15 protein-coding genes and 1 pseudogene are annotated in these 25,553 nt (G+C 63.3%); 10 read left to right on the top strand and 6 right to left on the bottom strand.

All coding sequences use genetic code 11. The annotated features are described in order from the left end of the window. The first annotated feature begins 166 nt into the window (after positions 1 to 166). The 9 genes from ACZ5K9_RS05140 (at position 167) to ACZ5K9_RS05100 (ending at position 10,176) form a co-directional block, all read left to right on the top strand. The gene (locus ACZ5K9_RS05140) at positions 167 to 1,549 is read left to right on the top strand and encodes an agmatine deiminase family protein (RefSeq protein WP_464273349.1); all 1,383 of its coding nucleotides are present in this window, start codon (positions 167 to 169) and stop codon (positions 1,547 to 1,549) included. 158 nt (positions 1,550 to 1,707) lie between these two features. Beyond that, positions 1,708 to 2,043, top strand: coding sequence for a hypothetical protein (locus ACZ5K9_RS05135; protein ID WP_464273348.1), 336 nt, complete (start codon positions 1,708 to 1,710; stop codon positions 2,041 to 2,043). Then, entirely contained in the window at positions 1,965 to 2,492 is a 528-nt protein-coding gene (locus ACZ5K9_RS05130) for an ABC transporter permease (protein WP_464273347.1), read from the top strand. The genes ACZ5K9_RS05135 and ACZ5K9_RS05130 overlap by 79 nt, the downstream gene beginning before the upstream one ends. Further along, positions 2,489 to 2,659, top strand: a complete 171-nt coding sequence (locus tag ACZ5K9_RS05125; RefSeq protein WP_464273346.1) for a hypothetical protein — start codon at positions 2,489 to 2,491, stop codon at positions 2,657 to 2,659. Before ACZ5K9_RS05130 ends, ACZ5K9_RS05125 begins: the two co-directional genes overlap by 4 nt. A 97-nt stretch (positions 2,660 to 2,756) precedes the next feature. Then, positions 2,757 to 3,986 carry a glycosyltransferase family 4 protein gene (locus ACZ5K9_RS05120; protein WP_464273345.1) on the top strand — a complete coding sequence of 410 codons (1,230 nt, stop codon included), beginning with the start codon at positions 2,757 to 2,759 and terminating at the stop codon, positions 3,984 to 3,986. Continuing rightward, positions 3,968 to 5,251 carry an ABC transporter ATP-binding protein gene (locus ACZ5K9_RS05115; RefSeq protein WP_464273344.1) on the top strand — a complete coding sequence of 428 codons (1,284 nt, stop codon included), beginning with the start codon at positions 3,968 to 3,970 and terminating at the stop codon, positions 5,249 to 5,251. Before ACZ5K9_RS05120 ends, ACZ5K9_RS05115 begins: the two co-directional genes overlap by 19 nt. Before the next feature lie 265 nt (positions 5,252 to 5,516). Beyond that, positions 5,517 to 6,881, top strand: a complete 1,365-nt coding sequence (locus tag ACZ5K9_RS05110; RefSeq protein WP_464273343.1) for a TolC family outer membrane protein — start codon at positions 5,517 to 5,519, stop codon at positions 6,879 to 6,881. A 225-nt stretch (positions 6,882 to 7,106) separates the two neighbouring features. Continuing rightward, positions 7,107 to 8,861, top strand: coding sequence for a type I secretion system permease/ATPase (locus tag ACZ5K9_RS05105; RefSeq protein WP_464273342.1), 1,755 nt, complete (start codon positions 7,107 to 7,109; stop codon positions 8,859 to 8,861). Beyond that, positions 8,848 to 10,176, top strand: a complete 1,329-nt coding sequence (locus ACZ5K9_RS05100; protein WP_464273341.1) for an HlyD family type I secretion periplasmic adaptor subunit — start codon at positions 8,848 to 8,850, stop codon at positions 10,174 to 10,176. Before ACZ5K9_RS05105 ends, ACZ5K9_RS05100 begins: the two co-directional genes overlap by 14 nt. Positions 10,177 to 12,272: 2,096 nt before the next feature. Here ACZ5K9_RS05100 and ACZ5K9_RS05095 read toward each other — a convergent pair. The 5 genes from ACZ5K9_RS05095 to ACZ5K9_RS05075 form a co-directional block, all read right to left on the bottom strand. Then, positions 12,273 to 13,640, bottom strand: a complete 1,368-nt coding sequence (locus ACZ5K9_RS05095; protein ID WP_464273340.1) for a sigma-54-dependent transcriptional regulator — start codon at positions 13,638 to 13,640, stop codon at positions 12,273 to 12,275. Positions 13,641 to 14,390: 750 nt separating this feature from the next. After that, complete coding sequence (locus ACZ5K9_RS05090; protein WP_464273339.1) at positions 14,391 to 16,436, bottom strand: TonB-dependent receptor plug domain-containing protein; 2,046 nt, start codon at positions 16,434 to 16,436, stop codon at positions 14,391 to 14,393. 79 nt (positions 16,437 to 16,515) lie between these two features. Beyond that, a complete protein-coding gene (locus ACZ5K9_RS05085) occupies positions 16,516 to 18,141 on the bottom strand; it encodes an ATP-binding protein (protein WP_464273338.1) in 1,626 nt (541 codons plus the stop codon). 4 nt (positions 18,142 to 18,145) lie between these two features. Beyond that, positions 18,146 to 19,048 carry a hypothetical protein gene (locus tag ACZ5K9_RS05080; protein ID WP_464273337.1) on the bottom strand — a complete coding sequence of 301 codons (903 nt, stop codon included), beginning with the start codon at positions 19,046 to 19,048 and terminating at the stop codon, positions 18,146 to 18,148. A 99-nt stretch (positions 19,049 to 19,147) separates the two neighbouring features. Beyond that, positions 19,148 to 20,059, bottom strand: coding sequence for a CAP domain-containing protein (locus ACZ5K9_RS05075; protein ID WP_464273336.1), 912 nt, complete (start codon positions 20,057 to 20,059; stop codon positions 19,148 to 19,150). 1,097 nt (positions 20,060 to 21,156) lie between these two features. Between ACZ5K9_RS05075 and ACZ5K9_RS05070 the strand changes: the two genes are divergently transcribed. Beyond that, positions 21,157 to 23,643: a DUF4214 domain-containing protein gene (locus ACZ5K9_RS05070; RefSeq protein ID WP_464273335.1), complete on the top strand. Its 2,487-nt coding sequence runs from the start codon at positions 21,157 to 21,159 to the stop codon at positions 23,641 to 23,643. A gap of 401 nt (positions 23,644 to 24,044) precedes the next feature. Here ACZ5K9_RS05070 and ACZ5K9_RS05065 read toward each other — a convergent pair. Further along, positions 24,045 to 24,515: pseudogene (locus ACZ5K9_RS05065) on the bottom strand (transposase); the annotation flags it as partial. Positions 24,516 to 25,553 lie beyond the last annotated feature (1,038 nt).

Here is a 25,553-nt window from a genome sequence, read left to right as displayed (position 1 = left end):
GCCGAAAACCATGGGGGTGCCACCGAACCGACGGCACGGATGCGGCCCCATGCGGATGGTTTCTCCAATCCCCGAGGCGCTGCGGTACCCGACCCCGAAGTTTTCCCGGGGACCTTCAGCATCGGGCGGTGTTAAATCTTCCTTTCACACCAAAGGAGCAGAGGCTATGAGGTCGGTTGCTCGGTTTGTGAAAACCACGGTTTTTTTCCTAACCGTATGGATGGTCGCCGTCCCCCCATGTGCGGCCACGGAATCGGCCGACGCCGTGTTTTGGAAGACCTCCGAGAAAGCCTGCCATGGGAATCTTCAGTGCATGCGCCGTGTCGTCCAAGAAGTTCCCTTCACGGCGAAGCTTCGCGGCTGGAACGATCCTCAGGCGTTGGTGCAGGCGTTGAAGGCGGTTGGCCGTTTCCGGGAACTGGGCTTAAGTGACGAGGAGGGGGAAATCCTAGTCCGAGAAGTTCTTGGGGTCCGGGAATCCCACGGACCGCAGACCGTGGGCGAAACATCCACGGGGACATCCGTGTCTCCACAGTTCAGTCCGCCGACGGAACCGACTTTTTCGTACCGGGCGCCCGCGGAGTTCGAGCCCATTCAGGCGGTGCTCCTGCGGTGGCCGTTCGATTGGACGCAAGTGGCCCCGGCATGGGAAGAGATGATCCGGATTTTGGCCGATGCGGGGGCTCGGGCGGCCGTATGGGTGAACACACCGAGGCAGCGTGATGAAGCCCTGGAAAGGTTGCAGGACCGGGGCATCCCCACCCATCACATCCGGTGGGTGGTTGAACCCACGGACTCTGTCTGGATCCGCGATTACGGTCCGCAGGTCATCCGTGCCCTGGAGGGTTCCCAATGGGGTGTGGTGGATTTCCACTATTACGACGGGCGCCGAAAGGATGACAACACGCCCCTCGTGGTGGCCTGGGGACTCCAGGTGCCCCTTGTGGACCGGCAAAAGACCGAAGTGGTCTATACGGAAGGGGGGAACCTGAATCATGACGGCCTCGGGTGTGTGGTCTATTCCCAACGGACTTACAAGAATAACCCTGGAGTGGACCCACAAGAGATCGACCGCAGAATCCTCAGCGCCTTTCAGGCCGTAAAGAACCTTGTGCCCCGGGATCCCCGGTTGGACGGCACGGGCCATGTGGACATGTTCATGAAGATCGTCGGTCCGAATACGGTCATCGTGGGACGCTACGGACCGGATCAGGTGGACTACGACGTTCTGGAAGAGTGCGCGGCGCTCTTCGCCAGGGAAACCAACGGGGCCGGGGAACCGTGGCAGGTGGTCCGGATCGTCCAACCGGACGTCTATTACACCCAGTTTGTCGTCCCGGTGGTCCGGACGTATACCAATTCCCTCATTGTGAATAACGCGGTCATCGTCCCCGTGTACGGGATTCCGGAGGACGAACAGGCCTTGGCGGTCTATCGAGAACTCTTCCCCTCCAAGACGATTGTGCCACTCAACGCCGAAGCCATCATTCCCTCAGGAGGGGCGTGGCACTGTGTGACCATGGAAATGGCCACCACACCGGGACCTTGAGATCGTCCACGGGCATGGCCCATGAGGCCAAGGGGCGCGCCGGAGCGCGTCCCGTCACAATAGACCGACCCGCGCGCTCACGCTCGCGCCGGAGCACGTGGAGAGGCTAGGGTTATCGTCCACGCGACGCACAGGACACAGGAGGGCGCCACAAAACCATGGAAGTCTCGTCCCCGTTACGACCGGGGCTCATTTTGGAATTGACCAAGCGGGATTTTACGGAACGGTTTGCCGGCTCCACCTTGGGAGGAATCTGGGCCTTCATCTGGCCCGTGGTGAACCTCATGGTTTATCTCATCATTTTCAGCAAAATCATGGGCGCGCGGCTGCCCGGGGAGTCCAACGTCTATGCCTATGGCGTCTATCTCACCTCGGGACTGCTTCCCTGGATGGCTTTTTCCGGCACTTTCGGCCGGTGGCTGGCATTTTCATCGAAAAAAAGCAGATCATTTCCAAGCTCCAGGTGTCTCTTCCCAGTCTTCTGCTCTATGTGAGTCTTGCAGAAACGGTGACGTTTGTCATCAGCATGGGGTTTTTCGGTATCTTTCTCGCGCTCACCGGATGGTCCGTGACCAAGCACCTGATCCTCGTGCCTTTCATCTACGTCGTCCAGCAGGTCCTGGGGTTCGGCCTGGGTCTTCTCTGTGCGTCTCTGGTCGTCTTTGTGCGGGATCTCAAGGAAGTCGTGGGCGTGTTGCTCCAGTTGTGGTTTTGGTTCACGCCCATCGTGTACGTCAAGGACGTGGTGCCCGCGTGGCTCCAAAAAGTCATGATCCTCAACCCTGCCTACATCTTTACGGACGCCTACCAAAAGATTTTTGCCTACCGAACGGTTCCGGACCTCGGCCCGCTCATCGCGGTGACCCTGGCGGCCCACGTCGTGGTCGCCGGAGCCTATGCGGTTTTCCGGGCGCTCGAAAAGGACATCCGGGATTTCTTATGACGCTGTTTCTGACCCTGTTCATCGTGTGGACCGCGGCAGCGGCGGCGGCCGTCTACGGCTTATGGCGGAAGGTGACCACGCATCGCAAGGTCTATGGACTCATCGCGGTGCATGCGGTATACAGCGCAGGCGTTTTCTTTTTGTACGCTCACCTGGTGGGCCCATAAACGTCGATAGGGGGCATGCGGCGCCATGCCGTCATGACAGCGTGCTGTCACGACGGTGTGCCGTGATGACGGTGTGCCGTAATGAGAGCGAGCTGCCATGACAGCCCGCAGAAAGTTTTCACGCAAACGGTTCGAGGACGAACGGCCCATGCGCCTTTTGGTGAACGCCTTGCCGCTCTTGGGACTCCAGACCGGTATCGGCCGGGCCATGCGTAATCTCTACCAGGCCGCTACATCTTTCCATGACGGCGCCCCTCGGGTGCGCATCGCCTATTTTGACGGGATTGGGATCCGCCATGAACTGCCGCAGGCCGCCGATCCCCGACGCTGGATGGCGATGACGGATGCGCTGTGGAAACTTCCCGATGCGGCGGTCCTCGCCCTGAGGATTGCGCGGCAGATCCACTATGACCTGCGGTTGCGACAGGCGTGCCGCGGCGGCGGTTTCGACGTCTATCACGAGACATCCTTTTTCCCGTCGGCGCAAAACCACACGCCCACGGTCTTCACCCTGTTCGATTTTTCCTTGGACCGATTCGCCCAGACCCACCCGAGGGAACGGGTGTGGTTTCATCGCCTGTTTTTTCGACGCCGACTTCGGTATGCCCACCACGTGGTGACCATTTCCCACGCCGTGCTTCGGGAGGCGAAGGAGCGGCTGGGTTGGGGGGAGGATCGCCTGAGTGCGGTGCCCCTGGCCCCCGACGCCGTGTTTTTCCCGCGGCCGGCCGAAGCCGTGGCGGCGGTCCGTGGGCGCTTTGGGCTGGACGGTCCCTATGTGCTTTTCGTGGGGTCCTTGGAGCCCAGAAAGAACCTGCGGCTCGCCTGGCAGGCCCTGCGTCGGCTCAAGGCCGCCGTCCCGCTCGTTTTGGTGGGTTGGACGGCGTGGGGGGATAAGTCCTGGCTTGCCGAGGCGCTCAGCCGCCGGGATGCCCGATCCCCGAAAGTCGTTCTCACGGGCTTCGTGGACGATGAAACGCTGGCCGCTCTCTACACCGGAGCCGCGGCTTTGGTGTACCCCAGCCTGTATGAAGGTTTTGGGCTTCCCGTGCTTGAAGCCATGGCCTGCGGGTGTCCCGTGGTGTGCTCCAGAATCCCGTCTTTGGAAGAAACTTCCGGAGGGGCGGCCCTGCTCGTCGACCCTCATGATCCCGAGGAAGCGGCCGACGCGCTGGGCCGCCTGCTGGAAGACGCCCGGCTGCGGGAGGATCTTAGCTCTCGGGGCCTGGACCGGGCCAAGGCCTTCACGTGGGAGAAGACGGCGCGGGCCATGCTGGACGTGTTTGCAAAGGTGGCGGAAAGGTGGTCATGCCGGTCATCGTCGTGAAAGATCTCGTCAAACGCTTCAAATGTTACAGCTCCCCCGCCGATCGACTCAAAGAAATCCTTTTCCGAAAGCCGCGGCACCGTCTCTTTACAGCGCTGGACCACGTGAGCCTCACCCTGGAAGAGGGGCAATCCATCGGGGTGATCGGCCGCAACGGTTCGGGCAAATCCACCCTGCTGAAAATCCTTGCGGGCATCGTGCTCCCGGACTCCGGGCACGTCGCTATCCACGGGCGGGTGACCGGCCTTTTGGAACTGGGCACGGGGTTTCATGGGGAATTCACCGGCCGGGAAAACATTCGGCACAATGCGGCCCTTTTGGGCATGAGCCGTGAAGAGATCGCCGAGCGGATGGAGGCCATCGAAGCCTTTGCGGAGCTGGGCCCTTTTCTGGACGAGCCGTTGAAAATCTATTCTTCGGGCATGGTGTTGCGCTTGGCTTTTTCCGTGGCCATCCATGCCGATCCCCAGGTGTTTATCATCGATGAGGCCCTGGCCGTGGGCGATGCCTATTTCCAGCAAAAATGCACGGAAAGAATCCGCAGGTTTCGGGAAAAGGGAGGGAGTCTCCTGTTTGTCTCCCACGACATGACCTCGGTGAAGCTCCTGTGCGACAAGGTGCTCGTGTTGGATCGGGGGAAGGCGGTCGGGTTCGGGGACCCGGACCCCATGGTCCAGTTGTACAATTTCATTCTGGCGCAGACGGGCACGGGGGAGGACCGCGTCGTCGTGGAGCCCGCGGCCGGAGGGGGCGTCGGGTACGGCTCCATGGAGGTGCGCATCGTGGATGTGCGTCTGAGCCTGGAGGGGGTGGAGCGGGCTGAGGTCATTCCGTCCGGGGAGGCGGTGACGGTCCATGTGGATCTTTTGGCTCAGGCGACGGTGGAGGAACTCACCGTGGGGATCATGATCCGCGACCGGTTCGGCCAGGACGTGTTCGGCACGAACACCTACTTGATGGGGGAGCGGCTGTCGTGCCGGGAGGGGGAGCGTCTGGCGGTGCGTTTCCACTGTGCGCAATGGAACCTGGGCCCGGGTCAGTACAGCCTCACGGTGGCGGCCCATCGGTCGCGGGCCCATATCCACGGCTGTTATCATTGGATCGACGGGGCCGTGACCTTTCAGGTGGTCATGAGCGGCGGGTTTGAATTCGCGGGTATGGCCCGCCTGCCGGTGACGCTTTCCGTGCTGCGGGACGGCGGAGGCGGCGGCGACCGGCCGGATGACGCCCCAATGGGAAAAAATCTCCGGCCCCCCTGGGCATGACCGCCGGAGTGTCCACGGCCATGGGCTGCCGTTACGGTCCGGCGGTGAAGAGTGCGCCGGTTTCCGTCCTGTATCCGTGCGGTCCGGGGGGGTACCCCTTGGAAAACTGGGCGGATTTCAAAAACACAGAGAGTCCGTAGGGACTCTGGACAAGCATCCCCCCGGGGTGTAAAAGCACATGGCCGATACAGGATGGAGATTCGTGCCGCATGGAAATCCGGCCATGGGCCGCACTTTTGAAGCCGACCACGGGGGACCCTCATCGATGATGACGAAAAAAGCGCGCTTCCGGCCGATCCGAACCGCGATCCTGATAAGTGGGATGATGGTCATGATCTCGGCCGGGATGAGCCGAGGGGCCGAAGAGGCCCTCGGGCTGGTGGAGGCGCTCCAGCTGGCCAAAGCCAACGATCCCACGGTCCGCAGCGCCTATCACGAGTATCAGGCGACGCGGACCTTGCCCGACCAGGCGAGATCCGGCCTCTTGCCCACCGCCCAAGGTTCCGTAAACCTCACCGACGTCGCTTTTGTCCAGGCCCCGCCGGGGTATGAGGATTACTGGGCGGAATCGGAAAGCCTCAGCGTACGGCAGCCCCTATTCAACGTGGGGGCTTATGTGGGCTATGACCAAAGCCGCAAGCGGGTCCGCGCCGGCGAAGCCCGCTATGAGGAAACGGCCCAGAACCTGCTCTATCGAGTGGCATCGGCGTATCTCAATGCGGTGTATGCCGAGGAGCACCTCGCTGTGGTCCGAGAGCAGGAACGGGTTGTGGCGGAACAGGTGGTCATGGTGCGACGGTATTTTCAGTCCGGTGAGGCGTCCCTGAGCGATGTGCACGACGCGGAAGCCCGGGAGGCGGACATCCGCTACCAGCGCATTGACGCGGAAAAGCTGGTCACGCTCACCCGCAACACCCTGGAATCCGTCATCGGACGGCCGCCGGGGCGGCTGCTGCGGCTCAGTCCGGGGTGGATGCCGTCGCCGCCGGATCCGCCGTCTGTGGACGCCTGGTTAGATGTCGCCCGTGCCCAGAGTCCGGCGCTGCGCTACCATCGGTTCACCATAGATGTGGCGGAAGATGAAATCCTGAAGGCGCGAAGTTTGCACCTCCCGACACTGGATTTCCAGGGTTCCTACGCCCGGCGGAATACCGTGAACGACTACGTCCGGACGCCGCCCACGGAATGGTACTCTTTCGGGGTGCAACTTACGGTGCCGGTGTTTTCCGGAGGCTATGCGGCGGCCAAGACGCGGGAGGCGGTGGAACGTCGGGCGCAGAGCGAGGAAGAGTATCGGCGGGCGCTCACCGAGGTCACCCAAAAAGTCTTGGACGCCTTTCGGGGGATGGAAGCGTCCCAGGCCAAGATCGAAAGCCTGGTCCAGGCCGTGCGGGCCAATGAAACGGCGGTGGTGTCCACGCGCAAGGGCTTTGAAGCCGGATTGCGGTCCATCGTGGACGTGTTGAACGCCCAAAGCCGCTTGTATCAAGCCAAGGCCGATCACGTGCGGGCCCGCCATGAATATGTGCTCAACCGGGTGGCGCTCCACTTTTACACCGGCACCTTGGCCGATGCCGTGCTGGAGTCTGTCGATGAATGGCTGGATCGCCACGGGGCCGACAGCGGCTAGAGCGGCTTGGGGATCGCGGTCGGAAGTCCGAACGAACCGACGGCGGTCGATGCGGGAAGCCGTGTGGGTGGGCCCGCCGAAGGTGCGGACGGCGCCTCGGGGTCCCGGCCGTCCTGAAGGTGGGCGAAGTCGGAACGCTCCTCCGGGCAGCGGCACAGCCCGCAAGAGCGGTGCGGGGGCTCGGACACCCGGCCGCCGAAATCCATCGACAGAGAGGAACAGCATGTGAATACCGCCATACAGAGACTTCTTCGACGCCATGTGCTGAAACAACCCGGGGAGCTCCATCGCGTCCTGGGGACGTATCGGCGCGTCCTCGTTTTTCTGTTTTTCTTTTCCTTTTTTTTGAGTGTGCTGTCCATTGTGCCGGCGCTCTACATGTTCCAGATCTACGACACGGTGCTCACCGGCCGCAGCACCGTCACTCTGCTCATGCTCACCCTCATCGCCGTCTTCATGTACCTTTACATCGGCGCGTTCGATTGGGTCCGTTCCCAAGTTCTCGTGCGTCTTTCCTGTGACTTTGACAACAAGCTGCGGGGACGTCTCTTTGACGCCGTTTTGGAAAGTGTTCTCCAGAGTCGTTCCATCGGAGCCTCCCAGGCGTTCGGGGACTTGACGAACCTGCGGCAGTTCTTGACGGGCACCGGGCTTTTCGCCCTCCTGGATACCCCGTGGATTCCCCTCTATCTCGCCGTCATTTACCTCATCCATCCCATGATCGCCGTGTATGCCCTGGTGTGCATGGGAGTCATCCTGGGGGTCGCCGTGTGCTCGGAAAAGCTCACGCGGGCCCCCTTGGAAGATTCCAACCGGCAGTATCAGCGGGCCATGGGGTTCGCCCAGGCCAATCTGCGTAACGCCGAAGTCATCGAAGCCATGGGGATGCGGGAAGCCGTACGAGCCCATTGGTTCGAGTTTTACGGGAAGATGCTGGCCTTGCAGATGGAAGCGAGCCGCCGGGCGGGAACGCTGCAGGCCGTCTCCAAGGCCGTGCGCATCACCTCCCAGTCTTTGGTGCTCGGCGTTGGGGCCTACTATGTCCTGCAGAACGACATTACCCCCGGCCAGATGATCATGGGCAGCATTCTCATGGGGCGCATGATGTCCCCCATCGACATCGCCGTGGGGGCGTGGAAGCAGTTTGTCTCGGTGCGTCAATCCTGGGTGCGCCTCAACGATCTTTTCACCGACTACCCGCCGCAACCTGTGGTCCTTCCCTTGCCGGCGCCCCAGGGAGCGGTGTCTGTGGAAAACCTCGTGGCCATTCCGCCCAACAGTCAAGTCCAGGTGCTTCGCAACGTGAGCTTTGCCGTGGCGCCCGGCGAAGTTGTGGGAATCATCGGCCCGACGGCTGCGGGGAAATCCACGCTGGCAAAACATCTCGTGGGGGTGATGCGTCCCGCCGCCGGCGGCGTGCGCCTGGACGGCGCCCGGCTGGATCACTACAACCGACAGTCTCTCGGCCGATACATCGGCTATCTTCCGCAGGACATCGAACTCTTCGCGGGGACGGTGGCCCAGAACATCGCCCGCTACGGGGAACTGGACGGGGAAGCGATCGTGGCGGCGGCCCGAAAGGCCGGTGTCCATGAGATGATCCTGCAGATGCCTCAGGGCTATGAAACGCCGGTGGGCGAAGGCGGGGCGTTCCTTTCCGGAGGGCAGCGCCAGCGGGTGGCGCTCGCCCGGGCCCTTTACGGTGACCCGGTCCTCGTCGTCCTCGACGAACCCAATTCCAACCTGGACGAATCCGGGGAAGCGGCCCTGATGAAAGCCATTGTGGACATGAAGGCCCGCGGGGCCACGGTTTTTCTCATCACCCATAAGACGAACATTCTCAGCCTAGTGGACAAAATCCTCGTGCTGGCCGGCGGTGTCGTCCAGATGTTCGGCCCGCGGGACGAGGTGTTCGCCATGCTGCGGGAGCGGGCCAAGGAAGCGGGCCGATTGAGGGAGGTGAAGCATGGAAGCCACTAAATTGCCGGCCCTGTCCACGGGGGATGTGGCTTCGGATTATTGGAAACCCGTGAGGATCGGCGTGGGCCTGGTCGGCGCGTTTTTTTTGACGTTTGTCGTGTGGGCCGTGTGGGCCCCCATCCAACTGGGCGCCGTCGCCCCGGGGATTGTCACGGCCGAAACCCAGACCAAGATCGTCCAGCACCAATACGGCGGGACGGTGAAGGAAATCCTTGTGCGGGACGGGGACGCCGTGGAGGCGGGACAGGTCCTCGTGCGGTTGGAAGACGCCACGGCGCGGGCGCAATTCGCCCAGGTGACCAGTGACTATCTCCAGGCTTTGGTGGTCCGGGCGCGCCTGGAAGCGGAAAAGGCCGACGCGGACCGCATTGTCTATCCGGAAGAAGTCCACCGCATGGAGCACGATCCCGTGATCCGGCGGGTCATGGCGGCCCAGGAGGAATTGTTCCGCGTCCGTCGGGCGAAGCGGGCCGATGAGCGGGAAGTCCTTCAGCGGAGTTTGGAAGGTTTTCGGGAGGCGGTGCAGCGGCTGGACACCCAGGCCCGGGCCTATGAACGGCAGGCGGCGGTGCTGCGGGAGCAGATCGAGGCGGTGCGCGGGCTGACCCAGGAAGGCTACTATCCGAGGAACCGCCTGCTGGATTTGCAGCGGAATCTGGAAGATGTTTTGGCGGACTTGAGCGGTGTGGTGGCGAGCCGGGCGCGCATGGAATCGTCGGTGAAGGAAACGGAAGCCCGGCTGCAGGCCCTGGACAGCGAGCATGCCCGTGAGGTGGGGGACCAACTCGCCGAGGCGGTGAAGCGACTTGTGGCGTTGCAGGATCAATTTGCGGCGACGAAGGACCATTTGGAAAAGACGGACATCCGCGCCCCGGAAGCCGGCATGGTCATGAACCTGCGGGTCCGGTCGGTGGGGGCGGTGATCAGCCCTGGACAGCCCATTTTGCAGATCGTGCCGCGGGACGCCACGTTTGTGGTGGAAGCCAAAGTGAGCCCCGCGGACATCGAAGACGTGCAGGTGGGTTCCGAGGCCGTGTTGCGGTTTCTTGCCATCGATCCGAAGAAGAGCCCGACCTTCGACGGCCGGGTGTATTACGTTTCCCCCGACGTCCAGTACGACGATGTCCACAAGGTGTCATATTATGTGTGCCGTGTGAAGATTCCTCCGGAGACCCTCGAAAAAATCGCCGCCATGGGCAAAGAAGTCATTCCGGGCATGCCCGTGCAGGTCACGGTGAAGAAGGCGTCCACCACGTTTTTCGCGTGGTTGTGGAAGCCGTTCACCGACCGTTTGGCCGTGGCCTTCACGCGCTGATCCGGCCTTCGGCCCGCCCGAAACCCTCCCGACGCCCCGCGGGCCGCGGCCTGAGCGGCCGCGGGCCGCCCGCATGCTGGAATGCCGTCGATTTAGCGGGATATCGGGTGCCACCCGCAAAACCAGTGCCCTGTAGGGGCGGCCCCCGTGGCTGCCCGCATGGCGGTGGGATTGTGCCGTGGGCGGGACCGAGTGCCTCCACACACGACGATATTTACGCACACCCCCATTCGGGCGCCCTCGCGTACCATGCGGGGCTGTTTGCAGGCACACGGACGTCTTTTCGCGGGCAGGCACAGGGGCCTGCCCCTACAGTGTCGTTCCCGACCATTGGCGGGCCAATAAGGGCCGGCCCGTCGGCCATCGGACGTTCACGCGGATGGAACCGGTGTAGGGGCGGCCCCCCGTGGCCGCCCGCATCCCGTGCGGTGGGATTGTGCCGTGGGCGGGACCGAGTGCCTCCACACACGACGATATTTACGCACACCCCCATTCGGGCGCCCTCGCGTACCATGCGGGGCTGTTCGCAGGCTCACGGACGCCTTTTCGCGGGCAGGCACAGGGGCCTGCCCCTACATTGTCGTTCCCGACCATTGGCGGGCCAATCAGGGCCGGCCCGTCGGCCATCGGACGTTCACGCGGATCCAGCGGGTGTAGGGGCGGCCCCCCGTGGCCGCCCGCATCCGACGCCCGGGGGGCGGTTGTGCTCCGGGCGGGGCGGATTTCGGCCAGGTGCGGCGTCATTCGCGGGCAGGCACAGGGGCCTGCCCCTACATTTTTGTACCGGGGTGCTGGACAACGGTTCCGGGGCACGCAAAACATCTGCCCGGATGATTTTCGGGCAGGCACAGGGGCCTGCCCCTACATAATCGTTCCCGACCATTGGCCTGCCATACAGGGCCGGCCCATAGGCCATAGGACGTCCACGCGGATCGGACCGCTGTAGGGGCGGCCCCCCGTGGCCGCCCGCATCGGATGCCCGAGGGGCGGTTGTCCTCGGGGCGGGGCGGATTTCGGCCAGGTGCGGCGTCATTCGCGGGCAGGCACAGGGGCCTGCCCCTACATTTTTGTACCGGGGTGCTGGCCAACGGTTCCGGGGCACGCAAAACATCTGCCCGGATGATTTTCGGGCAGGCACAGGGGCCTGCCCCTACAATGCCGTTCCCGACCATTGGCCTGCCATACAGGGCCGGCCCATAGGCCATAGGACGTCCACGCGGATCGGACCGCTGTAGGGGCGGCCCCCCGTGGCCGTCCGCATCGCATGCCCGGGGGGCGGTTGTCCTCCGGGCGTGGCGGATTTCGGCCAGGTGCGGCGTCATTCGCGGGCAGGCACAGGGGCCTGCCCCTACATTTTTGTACCGGGGTGCTGGCCAACGGTTCCGGGGCACGCAAGACATCTGCCCGGATGATTTTCGGGCAGGCACGGGGGCCTGCCCCTACAATGCCGTTCCCGACCATTGGCGGGCCAATCAGGGCCGGCCCATAGGCCATAATAGGACGTCCACACGGATCGAGCGGGTGTAGGGGCGGCCCCCCGTGGCCGCCCGCATCGCATGCCCGGGGGGCGGTTGTCCTCCGGGCGGGGCGGATTTCGGCCAGGTGCGGCGTCATTCGCGGGCAGGCACAGGGGCCTGCCCCTACATTTTTGTACCGGGGTGCTGGACAACGGTTCCGGGGCACGCAAGACATCTGCCCGGATGATTTTCGGGCAGGCACAGGGGCCTGCCCCTACAGTGTCGTTCCCGACCACTGGCGGGCCAATCAGGGCCGGCCCATAGGCCATAGGACGTCCACGCGGATCGAGCGGGTGTAGGGGCGGCCCCCCGTGGCCGCCCGCATCGGATGCCCGAGGGGCGGTTGTCCTCCGGGCGGGACGGATTTCGGCCAGGTGCGGCGTCATTCGCGGGCAGGCACAGGGGCCTGCCCCTACAATGCCGTTCCCGACCATTGGCGGGCCAATAAGGGCCGGCCCATAGGCCATAGGACGACCACGCGGATCGAACCGGTGTAGGGGCGGCCCCCCGTGGCCGCCCGCAACCCGCATCCCGCAATCCGATAAATGCACCGGGGTGCCGCATTGCACCCGTCGAGGGTTAGGAATCGTCCGTCGGTTCGTTGAGGTGTTTGAGCAAGGTGCGGAACCGACCGCGGCTCAGCCGCAGGAGCCGGGCGGCGCGGCTTTGATTGCCCGCCGCGAGGTCCAGCGCCTGCTGGACCACGGCGCGCATGAGGGCGTCGAAATCCAACCCTTCCGGCGGAAACTCGATGAGCTCGGTCACCTGCCGGCGGGGCTGTTCCGGCTGAAGAAAGGCGAGGTCGTCCGTGGTGATGGGCGGGACACCGCCCCGCAAGATCATGGCCCGTTCGACGACGTTGGCGAGTTCCCGCACATTGCCCGGCCAGGGATATTCCTTCAGAATCCGCACGGCCCCAGGCGTAGCGGCATCGGCGGGGGCGCACGGTTTTTTGGTGTACCGTTGGATGAAATGGACCACCAAGGGGACGAGTTCCTCGGGGCGTTGCCGCAACGGCGGAACGTGGATGGGAAACACTGCCAGGCGGTAGAACAGGTCTTTGCGGAACTGGCCTTCTGCCACGGCCCTTTCCAGATCCTTGTTGGTCGCCGAAATGATGCGCACATCCACGGGAATATCCTGGTTGCCGCCCACCCGCTGGACGTGTTTTTCCTGAAGAGCCCTCAGCAGCTTGGCCTGGACTTCCAGGGGGAGGTCCCCCACCTCGTCCAAAAATAGCGTACCCCCTTGGGCGAATTCCAGCTTGCCTTCCCGGCGCCGATCCGCCCCCGTGAAGGCGCCGCGTTCATGACCGAACAGTTCCGATTCCACCAGACTGGGCGTGATGGCCGCGCAGTTGACGGGCACAAATCGGCCCTTGGCCCGCGGGCTGGCCTGGTGAATGAGGCGCGCAATGACTTCCTTGCCCACACCGGATTCGCCGGTAATGAGCACCGTGGCGTCGCTTGCGGCCACCTTGAGGGCGGTTTGGCGCACCTGTTCCATGGACGGTGAGGCGAAAACGGGCGCCTGTTCGGTGCCGTCTTCGAGGGCTCGGCGCAGTTGGATGTTTTCGCGGATGAGGCGGCGCAACCCCAGCGCCCGTTCCACGGCGATGAGGATATCGCGTTCTTCGTACGGCTTGACGACGTAGTCGGCGGCCCCCAACCGCAGGGCTTCCACGGCCGACTCCACCGTGGCGTAAGCCGTGATGAAAATGACCGGGCAGCCCAGTTCCCGCTCTTTGACGTGCTGGAGCAGGCTGAGGCCGTCCATGCCGTCCATGCGGATGTCGCTGATGACGAGGTCGACCATGTGCTGGTTGAGGATGTCGAGAGCCTCCGTGCCGTCGCCCGCCTCCAGGACCTCATGGCCTTCGGCGTTCAACAGCATCTTGAGAAGGGTGCGCACCTTGTATTCGTCGTCAACGACGCAAATCCGTGCCATGGGATGTTCGTCCGCTCCTTCTGTGGAATGGTGCATTCGAGCGATCCCGCCCGTCGGGATGCTGGACGTTTCGCCCGTTGGGGTTGGGCATCCGAGCCGTTACGGCCGTCGCGACGGGATGCTGTGGTCATGGTTTTAAAGGGATGCGTGTCATTCGGCAAGCGTCATGTCGCGCAACGGCCCCCGTGCCTGCCCCAAAACCATCCGGGGGGTCCTGCCGTGCCCCCGATGGGGTGTTCAGCGGCCGGGAGCATTATTGTAGGGGCAGGCCCCCGTGCCTGCCCGCGAAAAGGCGCCCGTGCCTGTGCGAGCTGGCCTGTGCCTGCGCGAACGGCCGGGGGCCCCAACGCGGGTGGACCCCAATGGGGTGTGGCCCAATCGGGGTGTGCCCCAATCGGGGTGTGCCCAAATGGGGCTTGCGTGAACACCGTCGTGGGCGGCCGCAATTCACCCCCCCCGGGATGATGAAGACCCCCGGGCGTTGGAGGCGGGCGGCCACGGGGGGCCGCCCCTACAGGGGCCATGGTTTTCCGGATGTTATGTGCCATCCTGGGGAACACACAGTCCCATTGACGCCCGTCGCGCAGATACCAACGGTTTTGCGGATGCCAATCGGCACCACCGTGAACACACACACCCACCGGACCCGCACCGGACGCGCCAACGGTTTCCCGAATGCCATGCGGCACCGCCGCCGATCCATGGATTCCGCTTTTATCTCAAACGCGCCAGGGCCGGCTCCGGGGGCGATCAAAAATCCAGGCGCCACTCCACCCACGCCCGAAAGGGCGGCCGTTCCGCCGGCCCGAAGATTCCCGGAACACTCCCGCCCTGATCCAGCACATTGTCCGCGACGACCTGGATCACCGACCCTTTGGGCCCCACGTTGCGCAGGGTGAGTGACGCCCGCACATGCTTTTCCCCGGCAAACTCTTCAAGGGTCCGGCCCTCGTCGTAGGTGGCGCTCCAGGGTCCGGTCACCAGCCCTTGGACGACAAAACCGAAATCTTTCGCCGGGTGCCAGTGCAGTCCGGCCGTGGCGCTCCATTCCGGCCCGCAATCCAAAAGCGAGCTCCACGTCTCCTCGATGGGAATCCGGGTGCCGTCCGGGGCGAGGTAAAACGCCCGAAGCACTCGGTACGCCACGTTGTCGTCCGTCACCCCCACGGCCGCCGCCGACCCGAAAAGGTCCAGGGCGGCATGGACGGCCCAGCGCCCCCAAAGCTCCGCCCCGGTGAACCGATGATGCGACGGCCGGGACAGCCCGCCGTAAGGATCTTCCTGCAAATGGTCGGACACGGTGCTGTGATACACCGTGAAGGATACACTCTTGTCGGCGCCGGGGTTCCAATTGAGTTCCACGGCCGCCGTTTCGATGCTTTCGGGATCCAAGGCCCTGTCGGCGTAAAGCTGCGCGGCGTACGGCGTGCGGTACGCCGTGCCGTAGGTCGCCTTGATCCGCCAGTCTTCATGGAAATGCCAGGCGGCGCCGGCACTGAAGGACGTCGTGGACCGATAGGCGTCGGGGTCGTCCACGCGCAGCCCCAGCCAGACGTCCACAGGGCCGATCCGGCGGCGCACTTGGCCGTATGCGGACCCCATGGCGTTGTCAAAGTCGGCCTGGAGCAGCGGGGGGACAAAGACACGGTAAGGCGGCTTGAGGAAATCGGGCAGGAAGCCGTCCCGCACGACGGCATCCTCGGTGCGGTCGTGGCGGTATCCCGCGCCGAGCGTTATCCCGCCGCCTTCACCCCACGGACGGTACCACAGGAGATCGGCGGCGAAGACGTTGTCGTCCTGTCGGCGGGAGACATCGGCGTCCGTGAGGGCAAACGGCACGTGGGAAAAGGACGCGGTGAGGGATAGGTCGGATGAGCCGATGCGCTGCAAGGCCGAGGCTTTGAGGAGCGAGACGGGTGCGCGTTTTTCCCCGGCCCAGGTGATTCCGTCCGTACTGGTCATGGTGTAACGGCTGCGGGCGTCGGCGAGCCGTCCCGTGAAGGACAGGCGGTCCCCCACGGTGACGGTCCCCACGGTTTCCCACGCATAGGAGTCCTCCAGTGTGTCCGTCGGCCCGGGGACGGCCGCGGCGGGAGCGACGCCGGCCGCCGGAGGGTGCAGGCTCGGATAGGTGTCGTCCCACGCCCTGTAGCTTTGGCCGCTCACCGTCAGCCTCCCGGATACGGTTCCGCGGCGCCCCTTGAGGACACATCCCGCGCCCCTAAGGTCTTCGGATCCGCCCCACACCCGCACCCCCATCCCGTCGGCGTCCACGGTTCGGCGCGGCACCACGTTGACGATCCCCGCATAGGCATCGGGACCCCACAAGACGGATCCGGGACCCAGGACGATTTCCACTCGATCCACGTCGGCCAAGGACAAATCTTCATCCAAAGGATGGACGCTCTTGGTCAAGGGCGACCGCATGGGCACGCCGTCGTACAGGAAAAGAATGCCGTCGCGGACGCCGCGAAGGTACGGGGTCGACCCGCGTTCTCCGGGGCGGATGACGAACCCGGCTTCATGCCGCAGGACATCCGCCAGGGTGCGGAAGCCCCGCACGAGGATGTCTTGGGACGTGATGACACGCACCGTGGCGGGGGCCCTCTGGGGCGTTTCAGGGCGGCGGGAAGCGACGCTCAGCACGGAAAGGTCTTCACCGGCGAAAAAGACCAGAGGGTCCACCTCCTGGGCCGCCGGAACAACCGCCGGGGCCGACAAGGCTTCCAGAGCCAGGCAGAGGGCGAGCAGGCCTCGGAGTCTTCCGGGAACGCCTGCCCGACGGCGACGACTCATCCCTTCCTCCTCATTGCCCGTGACAGCGGCTCGCCACCTTTCCGGCACCGCCGTCCCACCCCTTTCCGATCCCCGTCTTTCATGGCGCGTCCTCCGCCAAAGGCACGCACAGGACAAAGCGCGATCCCGGCCCGTCCGGGCGGGGTTCCCAGAAGACCGTACCGCCGTGGCTTTCCACGACCCTCCGGACCATGGCGAGGCCCAGGCCGCTGCCTTTGGCCTTGGTCGTAAAGAACGGTTCGAAGATCTTTTCCCGGTGTTCTTCCGGAACTCCAGGGCCTTCGTCCGTCACGGCGAGGCACCACCGGGGCGGGTTCGGGCGGCCGCCGGCGGGGTCATCCCGTGCCGGAGCGGGCCCGCCGTTGCCATCGTCGTCGACCCAGGCTTCCAGGTGGACGGCGCGGCCGGGGGCGGCTTCCAGGGCGTTGCGCACCAGGTGGCCCAGGGCGGTTTCCATGAGGGCGGGGTCGAACCGTGCGGGGCACGGCTCCTCGGGGGTGCGGTCCAGGATCACCCGCTCTGCGCCGTCGGCCATAAGGCGCATTTTTTCCACCGCGGTGTGCAGCCACCGGTTCCAGTCTCCCGGCCGTTTATGCGGGACCACCGGTTTGGCAAACAGGAGAAAGTCGCCCACAAGCCGATCGATGCGCAGGGTTTCTTCTTCCAGGAAGCGCAGCACCGTGGCGTGGGCCTGCCCTGTGGGGTCGGGACGGCGCAGCGCCTGGAGGCTTCCCCGGATGATCGTCAGGGGGTTTTTGATTTCGTGGGCGACCATGCTGGAAAAGCGCCCCACTTCCGCCAGGGCTTCCCGGCGGGCGAGCCGGGCGTTGAGCTGTTCCAGGTCCTTTTCGCGTTGGGCCAAGGCATCGAGCATGGCGTTGAACATCCGGGCGACCTGATCGGTTTCGCGAAGGCCGCCTTCCGGGGCGCGCACGTCCAAAAGGCCGTGGGCGACGTCATGGGCCGTGGCTTCCAGGCGCCGCAGGGGGCGCGTGAGGCTTCTCGCGATCCAGCCGTAGATCACCACGGAAAGAAGGATGACGGCCATGGTGAACAGGGCGAAACGGGCGCTGAGTTTCCACAGCAGGTCCTGGAGAACGTTCAGGCTGTAGCCCAGGCGCACCGTGCCGATGAGCCGCGCGGCCGTGCCGGTTTCCACTCCGGGGGCGGCTTCGCGGATTTCCCGGGTCCATACGGGCGCTTCCACCCACAGCGGGGTGTCCACGGCGCCCTCCGGCCGGCGCATGTGGACGACAAGGGCCCGGCCTTGGGCGTCCTGGACGGTCAACCCCACCAGGTCGGCCCGTTCCGGCAGGGCCTCCACGGCTTTACGAACCATCTCGGGATCCTGAAGCAGGATGCCCAGTTCCGTGTGCATGGCCGCGTATTCCGCAAGGACGCGCAGGTGTTCCCGATACCGTGCCGTGAGAAACTCCGCCGTGGTTGTCGCGCCGAGGACGGCGACGACGGCGGCGGCAAAAGTCAACACGGCTGTGCCGGCTACCGTGAGGCGCCACACCAGGGAACGGCCTCGGCGGGGCCGGACGTCCGGCGCCTTTCGGCCGTCGGCGTCACGGCCCAGGCCGGGCGGGGATGCGGCCGCGACACCGTCCCAGAGGGCCGCGGGCGCCGAACCGTCCTGGGGTGTCCTCGTCACGGGCTGTGCAGCGTCCTCCCTGATGCCGTCGGATGGGGCGGCGTTCATGGGGTCATTCCACCTCCACGCCTTCGGGAACCGGATGGGGCGGCGCCATCCCGAGATGCCTCAAGGTGGCCGCCTTGAGCCGCAGTCGAAACGGGGCCGCCTGGACGAGCGGTTCTTTGCCGAACCGTTCCCAACGGAGGAGTTCCGCGGCGCGGCGCCCCGTGTCCACGGGATCGAACACAAAGGCCGCACCGGCTCCCGCTTCCAGGAACAACCGATTATACCCTATGGGGAGCAAATGACGAAGCACGGCTTCGGCGACCACATGGCGGATGACCGTGGTGGATCCCAGGGTGGGTTCGGGAAGGAACAGAACGGCCCGGGCCCCCTTGGCGGCGGCGGTGTCCAAAACGCGGGACCATGCCGGAGGGTCCTGCAGCGGCAGGGGGAGCACCCGGCCGAAAGCCGCCGTGCGCACGGCCGCCAGCGCGCGGTGCACGGCGTCCTGGGTGCTTTCGGACCCCACGGGGACGGCGACAAGCCCCAGGTCCGGGAAGACTTCCTGGAGGCGCCGGAGCTGTTCTTCCAAAGGAATGTGGAGGACCAGGGCGGACGGGGCGGGGGAATCGGCGGGCCATGGGGGCACGGCGACGACCATGACAACCAGGGTGGGTGGGCCGGCGTGGACGGTGGCGAGAAAATCGGCGGCTTCCGGACCGACGGCCACCACAGCGCCGGGGGGTTTTTCGGGGTCCCGCACGGCGGACTGGATGCGCACCGGCCCGTCTTCCACATAGACCCGGGTGACGGGCCGGCCGAGAGAGGCTTCCAAGGATTCCACGACGAGGAGATACGGTCGGATTTCGCGGGAAATCACGGCGAGGACGGATGCGGGCGAATCCGCCGTGCAGGTCGCCGCCCAGAGCGCCGCACCCATCAGTGTGGCCAGGCCCAGCCGGAACCGCAAGCTCCGCCCCTTTTCCAACGCTTCCTGAAATGACGAAAGGGCCTTGCCTGAAGGCCCGGCGGAAAACAGCCGCTCATGGGCGAAAACGACCGGTGCGCCCTAGAAGAAGAGGTCCAGCCACACGTGGGTTTCCCCGGCGACGGTCTCCCCGCGTGTGAGGACGTCCCCTGTGATGGGGTCCACGACGTCGATGAGCACCGGCGACCCCGGGGCCGCCGCAGGGCAGCGGAAGCCCCCCAAAGGGTCCGTCAGGGCTTCACTCCACAGGGCGGCGTCCGGCGTGCGGCAGCGCACGCTGGGGGTTATGGGGAGCACCGCCCACGGGTCCAGGAAAGGGCCCGCCGCCTGGGCCGGGCGGACGGACCCCACGACCATGGGCAGAAAGAGTTCGGGTTTCCCGAAGTCGCAGACGGCCACATAGGCGTTCACCAAGACCCCGTCCAGGACGACGGTCACCGCCTGAAGGGCCGGTCCCACGTCCGTGGGCCACAGGGCGAAGATCCTGCGGTCTTCCGGTCGGGCCGCCGTGATATCGGCGATGAGCCACTGACGGAAGATGGTCCAGACGGCTTCCGGCCAGTCCACAAAGGTGAGGACCCCCAGGAGCCCGAGGGTTTCTTCCACGGCCAGGGGCGCATAGCCGGCGGCCGTGGCACGGTCCCAGGGTCCCAGACCTTCGGGGCTGACGGAGCTGTAGTAGAGGCGCCGGACCATGTCCTGGAGATGGCTTTGGGCCGATGCGGCGAGCTGATCGTTTCGGGCGAGAGGCGGCAGGCCCGTATCGAAAATCCACGCCGCATCCGGCATGGCGTCCCGGGCCCAGGCCGGGTCGATCCCCGCACGTTGGAGCATGGCCGTCGGGGCGACGCGGGCTTCGTTGATCAGGCGCAGAAGATAGGCCGCCTCCACGCTTGCGGAGGGGGGTTCCTGCCCGTGGGCCCACGGGGCCGAAAGGATGACGAGGCCGAGCACGCCCCACAGAATCTTTGCCGCCTTCTTGATGTCCGCCACAACGTCCCCCTCGAAGCTTTCGGCAACAGCCCCGCGTTTCCCGGCCTTTCCCGAGCCCCGGCGTTTGTTCGGAGAGTTTCCCAATACGTATGCACTTACCATAAACCGTGCCGAATCTTCACCTGCTCCGCGCCGCGGTGGACGCTTTTTTTCGGGGCTGACCGCCGCCCCGGGTTCGCTCGGCCAGGGGAGGACACGGGGTCCAGGGCGCCCGGCGGCCCGTGGTTCAAACGAACCAACAGCGGTCGAACGCAACCATACCCCCGCGTCGGCCCACCCCCCCATGCCCGCCCCAAACATTCCTTGCCCAACCCCCCCTTGTCCGTCCCGGCGCGAAACGTCCCCCGCGTAATTATGTGGGGGCCGGCCCCGTGCCGGCCCGAAAATCATCGCCCCCCAAACTTCCCGCCCCCCCTAAAAAAAAGCTGTCCCTGTCCGTCCCGGCTCTTGTGCCGGCCTGATAACAATGCGCCTCCAACGGCCGGCCCGCCCCTCATTCCCACATCCCGCGTTGCCGTTTCCGGCCTGCCTGCGGCCGTCAAACGCCCGCGACCAATCCCCATTGTCCGTCCCGGCCTTTGTGCCGGCCCGAAACGTCACCCGCCCTTCTGTCTTCCCCACTTTGTGCCTTCCTTTCTTGCCCCAGCCCTTGCCCCTTCTTCGGCCCCCCGCCTTCACGCCCGCCCTCACTTGACAACCCCGGGCGCTCACTCTTCGCGGCGGCCCCAAAACGCGACGACTTGGCGCGAGTGAAACGCCCCCACGCCGTGCCCTCACTTGTGCTCCAACACCGTTCGACACTTCGGCACGGGCTTTGCTCATGAACCGGTGTCGGCAAGCTCCGCACGCGGCGGCGGAGATTTTTGACTTGACAGGGCTTTGTCCGTGCGGCACAAGCATTGAGAAACTATACACAACGGCCATATTACGCAGAAGACTCAGTACGTTGAAATCCACGGATAAAACTGACGAGAAAGGGGGTGTAAACGAAACGGCCCGAAGATCACCATTTGGGGGGCAAGGCATGGGGTGCGTGAAATGCCTTGCCGGCATGCAGCGTTTCCGAACATTCGTTTCATGAACGCGAGGAGGAAAAGATGAGTCAACTGACGAACAAGCAATGGATTGAAGCGTTTTACGTGGCATACTTTGGCCGTCCCGGCGATCCCGCAGGTGTCGCCTACTGGCTTAACCAGGTCGAAACCGGTGCGTTGGACCTTGCCGGTGTGGCTTCCAACTTCGCTCTGCAAGCCGAAGCCCAAGCCGCCTACGGGTTTTTTTACGCTTATAGCCTCGGCTACCCGATTTCCGATGCCATGTACGATCAGTTTGTCACGGCCATTTACCAAAACCTTTTTGAACGCGCGCCGGATGCTGCGGGAAAAGCGTACTGGATCGACCAACTGAAGACGGGCGCCGCAGACCCGGGCTCTTTTATTGCGGACGTCATCTATTCCGCTTTTGCCGGTCAGGAAGGGGCGAGCGCGGACGATTGGGCCACGCTGTATAACAAGGCTCTGGCCGCGGAATATTTCACGGACTACCTCGTCGAAAACAGCATCACGTGGACCGAGGCGCTGAGTGACGAGGTGGAAGCCATCATCAACAACGTGACCAAGGACAGCACCCTCGCGGACGTCTATCAACAGATTGAAACCGCCGTGACAACCGAAGAGCAGACCGGCCAAACCTTCACGCTCACTAAGAGCACCGTTACCGGTACGTTCGATAACTTCACGGGCACGTCTGGTGACGACACATTCCAAGCCGGCCCGGGCGCGGCTGAAACCGGTGATGTTCTCAACGGTGGGGCAGGCACCGATACCCTTAAAATTCAACAGGCAGGTGGCACTGCTGTCACCATCGCTCCGACCCTCAACAGCGTTGAGAAGGTCATGCTGAACGAACCGACCAGCGGTAATGACGGCATCGACACCACCCTCTCTCTGGTGAATGCAACTGGCGTGACCGAAGTGTGGGCCGATCGCGTTACCGACGCTGACGGCGGTGCTGACGACGGCGTGGAATTCACGGGCTTTGGCAAGGCTGTTCAACTGGGTATCGTTTCCGGTGACACCTCTGCTGCTGGCGCCAACCGCGCAGATGTCACCTTCACGCTGAACGATGTGACCGGTACCAGCGACTCTGCCACTTTGGTGTTGGACGGTGCCTCGGTTGACGACGTCACGATCGCCGGCGTCGAGACCCTGAACATCAAGGGCCAGACCGCTTCTAGCCGCATTGACGGCACCCTGAATGCTGCTGCAGCGACCAAGCTGGTCTTCACTGGCGATAAGGACATCCGTATTGATGCAACCGATATCAATGAAACCAACAGCTACACTGTGGATGCATCCGCCTTTACCGGCAATCTGACCATTACCCTGGAAGATCAGGCGGCCGGTAAGTCGACCACCGTTACGGGTGGGTCCGGTAATGACAAGATCTATCTCGGTACGGGGCTGGATGCCAATGACTCCATCGATGGCGGAGCCGGGACCAACACCATCGGCTTCACTGACGCTGCCGATCTGACAGCTGCCACGGGAGCCAAGCTCAAGAACTTCCAAATCTTCGATGCTGCGGGCGCCGCGGTGGGCACCTACGACATGGACCTTATTACCGGTGGTGGCACGTCGAGCACTATTACTGGTGTCGCGGTCTCCGCTGACCTTGGTGGCGCCGTTACGATCGACAACCTTGTCGACACTGGCGCAGTCGCGATTAACGCTACCATGACGAGTGCACTGACCATTCAGCAAAAAGGGGCTGGTGCAGCTGGCTCGAACGCAGATACGCTGACCTTTAACCTGTCGAGCGCTACAGGTAATATCACGGTTGCCTCCTTGGTTGCCGCCGATATCGAGACGGTGACCATCAACTCGAAAGCAACGACTGGTGTTACTACTGGCCACACCATTACTGCTACCACCTTCGCGGACGCTACGACGGTCAAGTTCACGGGGGATGAGCAACTGACCGTGACCACGCTGGGTGCTGTTGCTGCCACTAATATCGACGCCTCGGGCATGACGGACAAGTTCATCATGACCAACGCATCGAGTGCCGCAACCGTGCTCCTGCTGCAAGGTGGTTCGGCTGGTGACACTCTTAAAGTAAGTGCCACTCAGTTGGCCGGTACCGTGGTTCAGGGTAATGGTGGTGCTGACACCATTGATCTTGGTGCTGGCGCCGTTGCCATGACGGTCAAGCTTGCAGCGCGGACGGACTCGACCGCAACCGCCTTTGATAAGGTTAGTAATTGGAATGATGGTGAAGACCTGATTGATGTTTCTGCATTCGCCTTCAGTGCTGCAGCTCAGGCTGTCATCAACAACACCAGCAAGGTGACGATCACGGGGGCCGGTGCTAACGCGACCTTCACCATTTCTGAAGCGGACGCGGTGGGCTTCTTCAACAACGGCGCTAACCGCGCTATTAGCTACGCTGACAACGGTACCGACACATTCGTGTTCATCGACGCGAACAAGGATGGTAACTGGTCCGCTGCTGATGACTGTGTGATTTTGCTGGTTGCCAACACAGGTAGTACCTTTACGACAGCAGACTTCATCTTTGCCTAACCTGGCTCCCAGCCGATCTACTGCTTTGGGGTAGCTGCTTGAGCAGATAAAGCCCTGTCCCTCTCATGAGGGGCAGGGTTTTTCCATTAAGCCGTGCGCGTGGACAGGGTCTTTATGGAAGAAATGACAAGGAGCCATTTGTGCGGATGAAAAAATCCTTGGTCGTGAAAACATCCGGCCAAAAAGTCACATATTTCTCGTGTAACCTAACGGCATCAAAAGAGTCGGGTCGGTGCCCTCGACCAAACTTGAGCCACGCGGGATTCTAACCTCAACAATCGAAGTCACGGACTGACCTTCAAGTACTAGATTAAAATGATATTTCGTTCCCTATGGTTTGATGACGGGTTCATTTTATTTGGGAATACTGAAATCGGTAGTGTCAACCGCTTTGTGTAAATTCATTCCCCCTCCGACTGTTTCCAAAGTGGCAGATTTTTAGCGACTTTTCCGAGAGGATTGGACCTCCAGTGGAGCTCCATCTTCAATGCAATGAATGCAGGGAGTGTGGAGCAGGACTGTTCACCTGCCATGATCTCCAACGGCCTGGTTGTTCTGCGAAACTCTTTATTGAGCCTCTCGATGATGTTGGTGGTTCGAAGAGAGATCCATTCATCTTCAGGGAAGTGGAAGAAGGTCAGGCACGCATCCAGGCTCTTCTCCAGACATTTCACCGCGGATGGGATAGGCTTTCCCCATCTTTCCTTGAATTCCTCGAGGAACTCCCGGGCCTTGTCCCGAGAGGAGGCATAAAAGATGGACTTCATCGCGTCTGCCACCTCTTGTTTGAACTTCTGGGGAACCTTGGCCGGAACGGTTCAGGCCACATGAACCTGGCAGCGCTGGATCTTTCCTTTGGGAAACTCTTCCTTTTCTCTCCCGAGGGACCTGGGTCAAAACGTCCCCTATCCCCTTGAGAGGCAATTTTCTTTCGTCAGAGCCGTTTCCGGAGTTGGCGGCTCCCGGCTCCCCCCGCCACCATCTTTCCTCTCGTAGGGCTCTCTTGCGAGGAAATGGGTGAGCTCGGCATTCATCATCTCGGAAAGATCCCGTCCAACTCTTTCCTTTACATCCAGCCGAACCATCCGGAATATCTGCTCCGGGTTGTGCTGAGCCTTTTTGAAAATGCTGACCACCTTGGGGACACCGAGCCCGATTCCCATTGGGCGCATTTCCTTTCTTTGAAATTGTTTTGGGCAAAACCCTCTCTTAACGGAAAAGCGCCATTGTTTCTACTGCTTGGATTTTACACAAAAATCTTACATCACCACACCGATGCGGAGTCGCTCATCGGCAGCGTGCCCATCGAAGATCGTTGCCAACCCCCGGGCAATGACCCTGTAGGGGCAGGCCCCTGTGCCTGCCCGCCATCCTTTGCGCCCGACCCCGGGGCCCTTGGTCTGCTTCGAAGAGCCGGCGCCGGGCCTGGCTCCCTGATATGCCGCCGAGCCGGGCCGAGCTGATCAAAGAAGCCGCTACGCCCACTCGACTCGCCGTCATCACCCGTTCTGATGTTCACGTTGGTGCGCTCACGAATCAGCGTGAGGCGCTTACGGCGGCCGGCCGAGATGTGGCGGGCAGGCGTCCTACACGACCGAGTGTCGAGGAGCTCGAGCCTTGGCCTGAAAAAACCCGCCTTGGGCAACTGTGGACGCGCGATGAGAGCGGAGGGTCCCGATGGTAAAGCTCTGCGTGCTGGGTAATGGGTACAGTAGGCGGTGCGAAACGGGGGTCGTCGCGCTATAAGATCGGTTGTTCCGAGCGGGCTCGCCGTGTCGTCGGCTTTACGGAGTTTCTCGACAAAAGGATCCGATTTCGTGGCTGCGGAAAGAAACGACTCGCCCTCGATTAGGAAAATGTCGTCATGCCGTCCCACCTGTGGCGACTTTCGGGGCCGAAAGGCGACGCGC

The sequence above is a fragment of the Desulfosoma profundi genome, from assembly GCF_055387865.1.
Note: the sequence above shows the minus strand (reverse complement) of the source record. Positions and strands in the feature narration are given on the sequence as shown.